General features: G+C 58.1%; 14 protein-coding genes. 10 read left to right on the top strand and 4 right to left on the bottom strand.

Annotation, left to right across the window (positions count from 1 at the left end):
* Positions 1-90: 90 nt before the first annotated feature.
* Entirely contained in the window at positions 91-1,671 is a 1,581-nt protein-coding gene (locus AC2FFF_RS13915) for an ABC transporter substrate-binding protein (protein WP_185956712.1), read from the bottom strand.
* A 568-nt stretch (positions 1,672-2,239) separates the two neighbouring features.
* On the opposite strand from AC2FFF_RS13915, the gene AC2FFF_RS13910 reads away from it, so the two are divergent.
* From AC2FFF_RS13910 to AC2FFF_RS13895, 4 genes are read left to right on the top strand one after another with little or no spacing between them, the layout of a single operon-like run.
* A complete protein-coding gene (locus tag AC2FFF_RS13910; protein ID WP_282027286.1) occupies positions 2,240-3,727 on the top strand; it encodes an FAD-binding oxidoreductase in 1,488 nt (495 codons plus the stop codon).
* Entirely contained in the window at positions 3,724-4,134 is a 411-nt protein-coding gene (locus AC2FFF_RS13905; RefSeq protein WP_142638430.1) for a hypothetical protein, read from the top strand. The genes AC2FFF_RS13910 and AC2FFF_RS13905 overlap by 4 nt, the downstream gene beginning before the upstream one ends.
* Positions 4,131-5,183, top strand: coding sequence for a hypothetical protein (locus AC2FFF_RS13900; protein WP_496751173.1), 1,053 nt, complete (start codon positions 4,131-4,133; stop codon positions 5,181-5,183). Before AC2FFF_RS13905 ends, AC2FFF_RS13900 begins: the two co-directional genes overlap by 4 nt.
* A complete protein-coding gene (locus AC2FFF_RS13895; RefSeq protein ID WP_142638434.1) occupies positions 5,173-5,466 on the top strand; it encodes a hypothetical protein in 294 nt (97 codons plus the stop codon). Before AC2FFF_RS13900 ends, AC2FFF_RS13895 begins: the two co-directional genes overlap by 11 nt.
* Before the next feature lie 51 nt (positions 5,467-5,517).
* Here the strand turns inward: AC2FFF_RS13895 and AC2FFF_RS13890 are convergent, their stop codons facing one another.
* Genes AC2FFF_RS13890 through AC2FFF_RS13880 form a run of 3 tightly spaced genes read right to left on the bottom strand, consistent with a single transcriptional unit; the run spans position 5,518 to position 8,629 of the window.
* Positions 5,518-6,477, bottom strand: a complete 960-nt coding sequence (locus AC2FFF_RS13890) for a sensor histidine kinase (RefSeq protein WP_281973858.1) — start codon at positions 6,475-6,477, stop codon at positions 5,518-5,520.
* Positions 6,474-7,151 carry a response regulator transcription factor gene (locus tag AC2FFF_RS13885; RefSeq protein ID WP_142638437.1) on the bottom strand — a complete coding sequence of 226 codons (678 nt, stop codon included), beginning with the start codon at positions 7,149-7,151 and terminating at the stop codon, positions 6,474-6,476. Before AC2FFF_RS13885 ends, AC2FFF_RS13890 begins: the two co-directional genes overlap by 4 nt.
* Positions 7,148-8,629, bottom strand: coding sequence for a DUF4153 domain-containing protein (locus tag AC2FFF_RS13880; protein ID WP_281973859.1), 1,482 nt, complete (start codon positions 8,627-8,629; stop codon positions 7,148-7,150). The genes AC2FFF_RS13885 and AC2FFF_RS13880 overlap by 4 nt, the downstream gene beginning before the upstream one ends.
* Before the next feature lie 158 nt (positions 8,630-8,787).
* Between AC2FFF_RS13880 and AC2FFF_RS13875 the strand changes: the two genes are divergently transcribed.
* The 6 genes from AC2FFF_RS13875 to AC2FFF_RS13850 all read left to right on the top strand — a co-directional run bounded on the left by AC2FFF_RS13875 (position 8,788) and on the right by AC2FFF_RS13850 (position 12,299).
* A complete protein-coding gene (locus tag AC2FFF_RS13875) occupies positions 8,788-9,159 on the top strand; it encodes a YciI family protein (protein ID WP_281973860.1) in 372 nt (123 codons plus the stop codon).
* Between the two features lie 4 nt (positions 9,160-9,163).
* Positions 9,164-10,399, top strand: a complete 1,236-nt coding sequence (locus AC2FFF_RS13870) for an RNA polymerase sigma factor (protein ID WP_185956713.1) — start codon at positions 9,164-9,166, stop codon at positions 10,397-10,399.
* A gap of 67 nt (positions 10,400-10,466) precedes the next feature.
* Positions 10,467-10,853: a VOC family protein gene (locus AC2FFF_RS13865; RefSeq protein WP_142638446.1), complete on the top strand. Its 387-nt coding sequence runs from the start codon at positions 10,467-10,469 to the stop codon at positions 10,851-10,853.
* Positions 10,854-10,877: 24 nt separating this feature from the next.
* Complete coding sequence (locus tag AC2FFF_RS13860) at positions 10,878-11,276, top strand: MAPEG family protein (protein ID WP_142638448.1); 399 nt, start codon at positions 10,878-10,880, stop codon at positions 11,274-11,276.
* Positions 11,276-11,620 (top strand): TfoX/Sxy family protein, encoded by a 345-nt coding sequence (locus AC2FFF_RS13855; protein WP_142638450.1) that lies wholly within the window; start codon positions 11,276-11,278, stop codon positions 11,618-11,620. The genes AC2FFF_RS13860 and AC2FFF_RS13855 overlap by 1 nt, the downstream gene beginning before the upstream one ends.
* A 16-nt stretch (positions 11,621-11,636) precedes the next feature.
* The gene (locus AC2FFF_RS13850) at positions 11,637-12,299 is read left to right on the top strand and encodes a DUF2461 domain-containing protein (RefSeq protein WP_281973861.1); all 663 of its coding nucleotides are present in this window, start codon (positions 11,637-11,639) and stop codon (positions 12,297-12,299) included.
* Positions 12,300-12,470 lie beyond the last annotated feature (171 nt).

Here is a 12,470-nt window from a genome sequence, read left to right as displayed (position 1 = left end):
TTTTTGCCCCGCGATGCGGTGTTGCGCTTAACAATAGCGCAAAAGGCAGGGCGCGAAACCGCGCCCTGCCAAATCACTGATCTGAATGGCTTAGTTCAGAGTGAAATATTTGACCTTGGGCTGATCTTCGGCATCCACTTCGATGCCCACACCGTCGGCCATACCCCAGTTCAGAACCTGGTGATGAATGGGGATGTAAAGCGCTTCGTCCTGCACAACCCGCCAGATGTCGGCGATGTCGGCATTCCGAGCGTCAAGATCGGTATTCGAGGCAAGCGACTTGATCTTCCCGTCCAGCGCATCGTCCTGATAACCGGTGCCGTTCCACGTGCCGATGTCATCTTCGCGTCCATGAACAAGAAAGTTGAAGATGTATTCCGAGTCATATGTCGGCACACCCCAACCCAGCATGTAGAAATCTGTCTTGCCATCGGTGATCAGCGGGAAATGCTGTGCCTTTGGCTTGGCGTCCAGATTCACGGTCACGCCGATCTGGCCCAGCATCCCAACAGCCGCCTGACAGATAGCTTCATCGTTGATGTACCTATCATTCGGGCAGTCCAGCCGAAGCGAGAAGCCATCACCATAACCTGCCTCTGCCATCAGTTCCTTGGCCTTGGCCAGATCGGTGGAGGATTCGCCGTCCATGTCAGAGGTCCAGCCATTCACGAAGGGCGGTGCGATCATGCCTGCAGGCTGCGACTGGCCGCGCATCACGACCTGCTTGATCGCATCACGGTTAATCGCCATCGACATCGCTTGACGCACCCGCACATCGGCCAGAGGGTTCTTGCCGTCCACGTTATCCGCCTCGATGTCGTCGGCACCCTGGTTCATACCAAAGAAGATCACCCGGTTCTGCGGGGCTTGCTTGACCATCAGACCGTCGACACCATTGACGCGTTCGATGTCCTGCACCGGCATATCCTGGAGGAAGTTCACCTCACCCGACAGCATCGCCGCAACGCGGGTCGCAGCGTTCTGGATCGGGGTATAGATGATCTCGGTCACTTCCATCGGGAACTGGTCAATGCCCCAATAGTTGTCGTTGCGCACCATCACCGTCTTGATGTCAGGCTCGCGGCTTTGAAGAACATAGGGACCCGTTCCGTTGGCATTGGTGGTGGCATAGGTGATTTCGCCACCTTCGAAATCCTGAACATTGACGGTGTCATTCGACTCGGCCCAGCCCTTGTCCAGAATGAACAGGTTGGTCAGGTTCGACGGCAGGATCGGGTTCGGACCATCTGTGACAATCTCGACGGTGAAATCGTCAACTGCGCGCACTTCGACGATCGAGCCGATCAGCTCTTTCATGTCGGAATTAGGTTGCTTGGCTCGGGTAAAGCTGAACACCACATCTTCGGCGTTGAAGTCCGCACCGTCATGGAATTTCACGCCTTCGCGCAGCTTGAAGACCCAAACATTCGGGTCATCGGCCTTGGGGCCCCACTCGGTCGCCAGCGCGGGCTCGAATGCACCGGTCACGTCGCGGATGATCAGAGGCTCGTAAATCTGGTGTCGCACGGTGTGCGTCGGACCCTCATTCTGCGAATGCGGATCCAGCGTCAGCGCATCACCGGCCCGCGCCCAGCGCAGCGTTTCCGCCGAAGCGCCCGCCGCCATCAGCGCCGTCGCACTTGCAGCGATCATCAGGTTTCTTAGAATCATTTGTAACTCCCCTTTTTGTTAATATCGCCCTTTGGACGACAGACCATTTTTACGGCCTTGGTGGTCCTGATCATCCAGATCATCGTTACAGTTGCAACACCTGATTGAGCAAAAAAAACGGCAGTTTGGCGGATGCCCCGACGCAAATCTGCCGTGCGCGCATGAACTTACGTAGCGGAAAGCTTACGCCAAGCTGTGACCGCTGACCGTCTTACAAGTACGGATTTCCGCAGTTTGCAAAACATGCCTTCCGGTTGAACATTCCGAGAATGAAGCCAAGTTTCGAGCCACTTGCGGTCAAAAAACTGGTCCTTGGACCTTGCCCGAATCTGCTGACCACGGCGGATCGCCATGCTGCAGGTACCCGTCGGCCTGATCTGGGGCAACTAGGACACCTTTGCGCCGGTACAGCAGGCCATGGACTTGCACATTCTTTGACCCGATGCCCAAATGGACACCTTGGCAGGGGTCAGGCACATACCCCGGATTGAGGCCCGCAGAAATTTCAAACTGCGCTTAAAATCATTCTTGATCAGATGTCCCAGTTAACTTCGGGAGAAATCGAAAGATGAAAACACTTACCAGAAGGGCGGCCTTGTTTGCCGGCGGAGGGTTGGCAGGATGGGTTGCGTCACGGTGGCTGGGACCGGACCTACCTGTCTATGAAGGCACAAGAAGGACATTTGCGGAAACCGGCGACAAAGTGATGAATGACGCCAGCGGACTGTCACCGACACCGATCCACAAACATCTGGTGCTCAGCGATGACCCCGGAGACACGCTGATCGCCGCCATCCGGCAAGAGCTTTCGGAGGCCAGATCAGAAGGACGCCCGGTCAACATTGGGGCCGCGCGGCATTCCATGGGTGGGCAAGCCATTCCCCGCAACGGCACAGCGATTACCTTTGACAACGGATCGGTTCAGATCGACGGTTCAGCCGGGACCTATCTGACCCATGCCGGAGCCCGCTGGTCGCAGGTCATCGCAGAGCTTGATCCCGCAGGCTGGTCCCCCAAAGTCATGCAGTCAAATAATGATTTCGGTGTCGCCGCCACTTATTCGGTCAATGCACATGGCTGGCCGGTTCCCTTTGGCCCGATGGGGGCGACGGTCCGATCGTTGCGCATGATCCTGCCCTCGGATGAGTTGGTGACCTGTTCGCCTACCGAGAACACCGAGCTGTTCAATCTGGCGATGGGCGGGTACGGGTTGATCGGCGTGATCGTGGACCTTGAGGTCGAGATGGTTCCAAATTCACGCCTGACGCCGGGTTTCGACATTCTGGAAGCAGGAGCGTTTGCCTCGGCCTTTCGTGCGGCGATTGACGACCCGGCGGTCACAATGGCCTATGGCCGCCTGAATGTTGAACGCGATACGTTTTTCGAGAAAGCGCTATTGGTGACATATCGCGAAGGCTCGGACCAGTCGGACCTGCCACCAGCGTCCGGGTCGGGGTGGATGTCGCATGCGGCCAGCCGTCTGTACCGGGCTCAACTGGGCAGCGAGCCCTTCAAATCCTTCCGTTGGTGGAATGAAACACGGCTGGGCCCAGCGCTGGGTTCGGGTGAGGCGACGCGGAACACTTTGATCAACGAACCGGTTGTGACTCTGGACGACCGCAACCCGGACCGGACCGACATCCTGCACGAGTATTTCGTGGGGTTCGATGCGTTCGACGATTTCTTATCAGTGTGCCGCGCGGTAATTCCGGCCTCGTATCAAGAGTTTCTGAACGTAACGCTGCGCTATGTCGCACAGGACGATCAGGCCGTTCTATCCTATGCAAGCGAACCGCGGATCGCCGCTGTCATGTCGTTCAGCCAGGAACTGACCGAACGCGGCGAAGCCGACATGGCGCGGATGACCCGGGCGCTGATCGACGGGATCGTGGCGATTGGCGGAACCTATTACCTGCCGTACAGGCCACATGCGACACTGGATCAACTGACTGCAGCCTACCCCAATGCGGAAGGGTTTGCGCAGGCAAAACGAGAGCTTGATCCGCAACTGGTTCTGCGGAACAACCTTTGGGACAGCTATCTGGGGCGACTATGAGCAACCTTCAAAAACTCTGTCTGGTTTACTTTGTCGCGCTGATGATTGCGGCATCGCTTAACTATATTCCCGGCCTGACGGATCAGGATGGTCTGGCCTTTGGCATTTTCGCACTGGATATCTATGACGATGCGCTGCACGTGGCCTCGGCCCTTTGGGCGCTGATCGCCGGGCTGTTGTCACACCGCGCGGCTCGTAGCTTTCTGATCCTGTTCGGGCTGGCTTATCTGGGGGACGGCGTGTTCGGGTTTTTCACCGGTTATGGCTATCTTGATCTGGGTATCTTTACAAACCCATCGGCCGGGCCGGAATTGTCCCTGCCCCGCCTGTTTGCCAACCTGCCGCATCTGGCGCTTGGCGGCGTTGCCGCCTGGGCCGGGCTGCGGGACCGGAGACACACTGCATGAGGTTCCTGCTGCGGTGGACCAAACGGCTGATTCTGGTGTTGATCCTTGCCGGGATCGCGCTGGCTGCTCCGATCCTCTATGTGGAAACAAGCTGCCGTGGTACGGGTCAGCCCCCGGCTTATACCGCCCTGATCGACCCGGCACATCACCGGGCCGAAACCCGCACGCTGATGACTTATCCCGAGTGGCACATTGTCCACGCCTATGAGGATTACGCCGAGGTTCTGCGCACCGGCGATCCCCATGATTACGGGTTCTGGAGCAGTATCACCGGGTTTTGGGGGTCGCTCTGCGATCTGAATCGGACCGCCTCCGCTCTCGGTCAGGTTGATGGGGCCACCAAACAGATGGTCTATGTGATCGGTGCCAGCTTTTCCGCTGAACTGGCGCTGAAGGCCGCCTATGAAGAAACCCTCGGTCGGCTGGCCACTGTCTTGCGGGGCTCGCAACGGGCGCCGCTGGATGATGTGTCGGCACAGCAGGCCGCCGCCTATGCCGCGTTCCTGCAACAGGTTCCCTGGTATAAATGGCCCTTCGCCGACGACGCCCAGAGCCTAAGCGACCAAAACAGCGGCACCCTGCGCGACAGCGAGAGAGCGATTGCGCTGGGTTTGGAATACAGTGCCAAACAGGCCTATGCGGGCGTGATCGAACAGGCGGTTGCGCAGGTCGGCGCTGATGAGTTGACGCTGCGGATGATCATCACCGGTGCCAGTGCAGACAGCCTGTCTGCCTATCCCGGCGTGAAGTTTATCTCTGAAGGCCCGAACGGGTTTGAGGTCGAAACGCCACGCTACCGCACCCTGACCAACCTACTGGCGGAAATGGCCAGCGCGGGGGTCGAGATTGTCGAGATCGCTGGCAATGACGACATTCTGTTCACCGCCCTGTCGGACCAACCAACTGCGCCGGATGCAATCTTCAGCGCCCAACGACAAGGGTTCGGGGACTATCGTCATCTGATACTGGTCAAGGTTCCGGACCTCTCTCAGCGTCTGCGCCAGATCCAGGGGGACGGCCTGACGCTTGAGCATATCCATGACTATTAGATCACTCCTGACAGCCATCCCCCTTATGGTGCTTGGATGGCTGTCGGTTCTGGCGGTCGTCGCGTTGATAACGGACGAGGCCCCTGCCTATGTCGTGGTCTTTCCCTCAGAGGGGCTGATGCGAAATCTACCGGATGACATAGCGGTCATCGGCTCTTCGCAAGTCAGTGTCACGGTCACATCGGATAGCAGTGGGTTCGCCCAATCGCTTTACCGGCACGGGGCACGGCTGGTCCTGCCTGCGGGCCTGCCCGGTTGCCTTCCACTGCCTGCCCGACAGTGATCAATTCTGTCAAACATTCGGGGCCAATACACGAACGGCCTATGGCCCCGATTAGAACCTGAAAAACCGCAATTCAAAGCACGCGCCACATGGGGCGGGCAGGTTTTCGATTTCACCGCGATGCGCAGACAGGATGTTACGGACAATAGCCAGACCCATACCGGTCCCGCCGCTTTCCCGGCGGGTGGTAAAGAATGGATCGAACACGCGGTCGACGTTACCAGGCGAAATCCCCGCCCCATTGTCGGACACGGTCAGAATAACCGCATTTCCAGCTTCTTCGGAGCGCAGATCCACCGCGCTGGCCCCATGATCTTTGGCGTTTTGCAGAATATGGCCCAGAACGATCCGCAACCCCTCGGCCGAAATCGGGAATGCGATATCATCCGCCCCGGACAGGTTTAGCTCAAGCGGAGGCGCCCCAGGCAACGCATCGCGCAGGGTGCTTGCCCCGACATATCGGGCCTCGCGCGCGCGGGCGGCATCACGAAGTGCTGCAAGCTGGGTTTCGATCTGCTGACGCGCGCCGTCGATCTGCGCGATTAGGGCTTTGGAGTCATCGCTGCCATCTGGGGTGTCCTGTAGCATCTCAACCGCCGCGCGGATTGCGGTTACCGGCGATTTTAACTCATGCGTGACGTGATCGGTATAAGACCGGATGGTCGCCTCACGGTCACGCAGCGCCTCGGCCATGGTGACGACCTGAGTTGCGGTCTGGTGAAGCTCTTTGGTGCCGAAATGCTGGATTGAGGCCGCCTGGGTACCCGCCTCTTGCGCCCCGGCATAGGCCTGCAGGGCTTTAATCGGGCGAAGCAGTAGGCGCACCAGCAACCAACCCAGCCCCGACGTAGCCAGAAAGATCACCCCGCCCAGAACCAAAGCAGAGTTCCGAAATCCGAATTCTGGCCCCAGATAACGCAGAGCCACCAGACCCGCGAATGACAGACCCAATGTCCCGACCAGCGCACCGCCCAGCACAAATGCCAATGAAGGCCGCCAGCGCCGGGTCACCCCAGCCTCCGCATCCGGATGCCCTGTCCATGCACGGTTTCCACCGCGTCGGGCAAACCAACCTCTGCCAGTTTGTTCCGCAGGTTCCGCAGGTGGCTGTCCAAGGTCCTGTCCGAGACCTGGCTGCGCGCGCCCCAAATCTCGGCAATCAGGGCCGTGCGGGGAACAAGACGGCCCGGTGTTTCCATCAACATCACCATGATCTGAAACTCAGTCCCGGTCAGGGCAATTTCCGTGTCGTGGCAAGCACAGAGTCTTGCGGTCCGGTCCAAGGTCAAGGGGCCGTGCCGCAGATTTCCCGGCGCCGCCACAATGCGATTGGTGCGCCTTAGGATCACCTTGACCCGCGTCACCAGTTCGCGCGGGCTAAAAGGCTTGGTCACGTAGTCATCGGCCCCAAGTTCCAGCCCCAGAATTCGGTCGACCTCATCATCGCGGGCGGTCAGGAACAGGATCGGGACGTCCGAACGGGTTCGAATTTTCTGACATACGGCAAAGCCATCCAGTTCGGGCAGGCCAACATCCAGAACGATCAGGTCCGGTTCGTCGCGAAACGTGCTGATTACGGCTTCCTGACCGTTGGCGGCGGTCGAAACGCTGTAGCCAGCGCGTTCCAGCCCCAGACGCACAACTTCACGCAACCGCGGATCATCATCGACAACTAAGATATTCATATACCCGGACCGATACTGCTCAGACCGGCACCATAGCGGGACAGGCGCCACTTTCGAAAGCCCCATTCCTGCCAGCTGTTGATCGGGTCGGCTTCAAAATAGCACAGCGAATTCGGATACCCGTAGCTGTTATGCATCCCGGTCATGGGCCCCAACGAACACAGATAGGCATAGTCCGGTTCGGGCAGTTTCAGGTTTCGGGTCGCGATCACATGGGCAAAATTCACAAAACTGGCGCAATAGAGGACCAGTATGCTCAGAATGCCGGTTCGCGCGATCAACCAACTATTGGATTTCCTGAACGCTATTTGCCACCCAACCAGCGCCAGACCTGCCGCAACAAGACCCATCCAGATCTGCGCATAGATACGCAGGTAGGTCAGGCCATAGGTGCCGACATATAAATCCAGACGCATCAACGCCGCACCGCACAGAGCCACATTTTGTGCCAGCCACAACACCATCAGCGGTTTCAGCACCCGATTTTCATCCAGAAACGGCCGCGCTGCCAGGGCGAATGCACCGGCCAGCAGCGCCGTTACCAGCAACGGATATGCGCCGCGATGGGCATAGGATGCATAGCTCATCCCCTCGGGCAATGAGGCCCCGCCCAGCAGAATCGAAAGGTCCAGCACAGTCTGAACACCAATCAGTGCATTGAACACCCAGAGCGCCCGCAGGACCGAACCACCGTTGAGGCCGGGGATTGTCTGAGGGCCTGCGAATGGTCGCGGGTTCAGTCCGCGAAGCGGGTGGTTATCGACAAAAGGCCAGATGATCAGCGCAATCCCTCCCCAGAACAGGGCGCGCTGCAGCAGGTGGCCAAAGGCGATATCCGGGGTGACAAGGGATTGGAATACCGGGTTCGCCTCGGCCAGCAAGGTAACAAAAACCATCGTCCCGCCAATCGGCAGACCCCAGTTGCGCAGGAACTGCCGAACCCGCGTCCAGCCGCCTCCGGCATCGCTGACAATCGTGGTTTTCAGGCCGGGTATCGCGCGGACCGGGCCAAGCCAGTTCTTTGGAAGATCAGTCAGAAACCCCAGCGCCAGCAAAAGCAGTTCCAGAACCTGGCCTTTCGGGTGCCTGACCCAGACAATCGCAACGACGAGCCCGGACAAAAGAAACGCGACCGATAATGGTTGAACGAAATCCACGACCGGCAAAACACTCAGCACCAAAACCGTTGCGGGCATAAGCACCCCTTTGCCAGACCGATCCGCGGGCAGGCCGCACAAAAAGACCGCCACAGCAAAGACCGCTAGAGACACACCCGCCTGATGTCCCCAGAACAGGTAATCCGCCAGCGCGACCAGCAAGATAGACCCGATCAAGCGCCACGCGCGACCATCGGTGGCAAACGCCGGGGTTGAACCCGGCGGGCCCTTGGTACCTGAAATCACTGTCTCTTCCGACAGCCACCAAGCGTCCAGCGCCACAGAATTCGGAACTCCAGAAATTATAAGTTGCTGCGCCATTTCTTCCCTCTTGTGTTTTAAGGGACTGGTTTGACCCAAAGGTCGGGAAGCTCGGGTGCAGAAGATCTGCAGAAACTGTGCAGATCGGTGAAATGAGTGTCGGATTTGCAAAGCCTCGCGCGTCCTAGCAGGATGAAACCAACATCGCGGAGGTAAAAATGATCTATGCAATCTCGATCTATGGTCAGGCGGGTGTGTTCGAAGCGTTGCCACAGGACCGTCAGGACGATGTCATGGCAGGACATACGGTGCTACAGAATGCCCTCAGGCAGCGCGGGGATTTCCTGTCTGTCAAACTGATGCCCCCGACTACGGCTGTCACAGTCGAACCCGCGGCTGCCGAAACTCTGCAACCTATGATCGTCGACGGCCCGTTCGCTGAGACGAAAGAAAGTCTTCTGGGCTTGTATCTGGCCGAGTTCAACGATCTGGATGAGGCGCTTGAACATGCGCGAATGATCTCGTCACCTGTCGCCCGGCTTGAGGTCCGCCCCGCCGCCTGGGCAGGCGGGTCGATGACCTTGGATTGACCGCGTGTCGGATTGGCTAGAGGCCACGTTCTTGCAGCAACGCCCGCAGGCCATCGCGGCCCTGACGCGATATTTCCGGGACATCGACCTTGCCGAAGATGCATTTGCCGAAGCCTGTCTAAAGGCCTTGACCGTATGGCGCAAACAAGGCGCGCCGCGCGATCCGCTAGCTTGGCTTTTGACCACCGCCCGTAATGCCGGGCTGGATGGTTTGCGCAAATCCCAGCGCCGCAGCGCAATCCTGACCCGCCACAGGGAAGAATTTCATTCCATGGCTGATGACCCACCAGATCCGGACGAGCTGCGCGACGATGTTCTGCGCCTGCTGTTCATCTGTTGTCACCCGGACCTAAGCCGGCAAGACCAGATTGCGCTGGCCCTAAAAATTGTTGCCGGGTTGCGTGTGGAAGAAATCGCCCGTGGTTTCCTTGTCAGTACAAAGGCAATGGAACAGCGAATTACCCGCGCCAAGAAAAGGATCGCAGGAAGTTCTGTCGCTTTTGAAACACCCACGCCACAGGAGCGGGCTGCGCGTTTGGGCGAAGTGTCTTTGATGATCTACCTGATGTTCAACGAAGGCTGGTCAACCTCGGGTGGCCCGGTGCAAATCCGGCTCAAACTATGCGAGGAGGCGATACGTCTGGCCCGGCTGCTGGTTGCCTTGTTCCCGACGATGGCCGAGCAGATTTCACTGCTGGCCCTGTTGCTTCTGCAACATGCCCGTCGTGAAGCACGGCTAGACGATCAAGGTGAGCTTGTAGCCCTGGAAGATCAGGACAGGGCCCTTTGGGACAAGGCCAACATCGCCGAAGCGACAGCCCTGATGCAAAAGGCCGAACGGCTGAACCAAGTTGGTGTTTACGGTATTCAGGCCGCAATCGCCGCCGTTCATGCGCATGCCCAATCGACAAAAGATACCGACTGGTCTCTGATCGAGGCGCATTATGCCGCGCTCTATCGCCTCCAGCCCTCACCTGTCATCCGCCTGAACCAGATCGCCGCCGGGTCCAGGGTTCATGGCCCACGCCGCACGCTTGTTGCGTTAGATACCTTGGCGAATGATCTGGCGTCTTATCGCTGGTTCCATGCCTTGCGCGCGGCAATGTTGCGAGAGATCGGCGATCTTCCCGCCGCGATCCAGTCCCTTAACCGCGTATTGAACCTTGGCCCGACGGGACCGGAACGTGTGGCGGTCCTGAAAGAAATCGCCGCCTGTGAAAAAGATTTGAACCAGTTGTAGGAAAGGCCGATCCTCACGCGTCCTTTGTTCAGTCCCGCATGCAGCGGGCAATCAAAGGGAGATAAAGATGAGCATTCTGGACATGACCACCGTTGGAAACTCGGGCTGGATCGGGCATTCCGGGCCAGACCAGACCAAGGCCAAGCAATTCTACAAAAATGTGCTGGGCTGGAACATTAACGAGATGCCGATGCAGGACGGGTCAAGCTATGCCGCCGCGGTGGTTGGTGAAACGCCAATCGGAGGGTTCTCGCCCATGCCCGAGACGGATGGAAACTGGACGATCTATTTTACGGTTGCTGATGTCGATAACAGCCTAGCAGCCGCAGTTGCCCAGGGAGCCTCAGTCTTGCAACCCGCCATAGATATGCCCGGGGTCGGCCGGATGGCCACTCTGAACGACCCACAAGGCGCTCGGTTTGCGTTGATTACTTATGAAAGCATGGCGTCTTAATCTTGGGCAGACAGGAGAATTCCCATGGAACACACACCGCAAATCGCTCTGCTTGTGACAGCAATCTTTGTGCTTATGAGTATTCCGATGGGAATTCTTGTAGGCATCAGACGATCCCAGACCGGAGTTTTACTGCTGCACGGGGATGACGACGAACTGCTGCGGCGGATTCGGGCACATGGGAACTTTACTGAATATGTTCCTCTGGCGCTGCTGGCTTTGGCGGGGGCGGAAATTGCCGGTGCCTCAGACTGGCTGGTCGGCGGATGCGGTCTTGTGCTGTTGGTGGCCCGCGCCGTACACTATGTCAGCCTGCGTTCCACCCCCGACGGCAAAGGTCGGGTGATCGGTGCCGCACTGACAACATTGGTGATGCTCGTCTTGTCCCTGTCAATTCTTTGGCAGTTGGCGGGATCAGTCTGATGCCAAATGATGAACACCTGAATCAACGTATGCGCCTCGCCCTCGAGGCGCATATTGGAATTTCCGAAATGCGGATGATGGGTGGCACCTGCTTTTTTCTGAACGGCAATATGTTGTGCGGCGCGCGCCGCGACAAAGACGGGTTTGGACGGTTCATGTTCCGTGTCGGCAAGGCCAAAGAGACCGAGGCGCTTTCTAATCCGTTTGCAAACCCGATTGTCCACGGAAAGCGAAAACTCAGTGGGTTTGTCGTTGTAGACGAGGCCGACTGCGATCCGGCTGCGCTGGGTGACTGGCTGAGCCTGTGCCTGGCGCACGCCGCCAGCCTGCCGCCGAAAAGTTGAATATCAGGAGAAGATGATGGATCAGTTCCGCTGCTTTTCGCCCGAGGCCCTTCAGTTTCTTTCTGAACTGCGAGCCAATAACCGACGCGAGTGGTTTCACGCCAACAAACAGATCTATGAGGCCGCGATCAAACAGCCCGCAGAACAATTTGCGGCCCAGATGTCACAGGCGCTGGCCGAGATGACGCACATGCCCCATTCGGTCAAGATCTATCGTATTCATCGAGACGTGCGGTTCTCAAACGACAAGACACCCTATAATCCTCATCTGCGCATGTCTTTCATACCCGGCGATTGCGGAGATCAGCCCCCGCTTTGGCATTTCGGGCTGTCCCCGGATTGCCTGTCCCTTGGGTGCGGCGTCTTCCAATATGAAAAAGCAGCCCTAGAGAAGTACCGGACCGGCGTAGCAGGACCAGCGGGCGATGACCTCATGGCAATCATCAATGATCTTACGGCCAGGAATGTCAGGATCAGCGAGCCCGAGTTGAAGCGTGGACCGTCAGGCTATTCGAGTGACCACCCCCATCTGGACCTTCTGCGCCGCAAGGGGCTTACCGTTTGGACAGATCTTACCGCCCAACCCATCGTAACCCAGGCAGGTCTTAGGGAAGAATGTCTAAATCAATTTCAGCTCTTCCACCCGGTGTTTCGGGCCTTGCAATCCCTTGGCACCTAGCCGACCTAACACAGGATCATGGTATCCCTTCGCCTTCTTCAACGCCAAGGTTCTCACGTTGAGCGGGTCAGGCAGCGAGGGTGCGTCACCAACATTGCTTCCACGGTGCTTTCAGTTGTGATGGCGCAACGCAAAAGCCCGCTCGGGCGCGGTGTGTAATATATTGATATT

The sequence above is a fragment of the Ruegeria sp. YTSA226 genome, assembly GCF_059609905.1.
The sequence above is the reverse complement of the archived record's forward strand: the minus strand, read 5'-3'. Positions and strand labels throughout refer to the sequence as shown.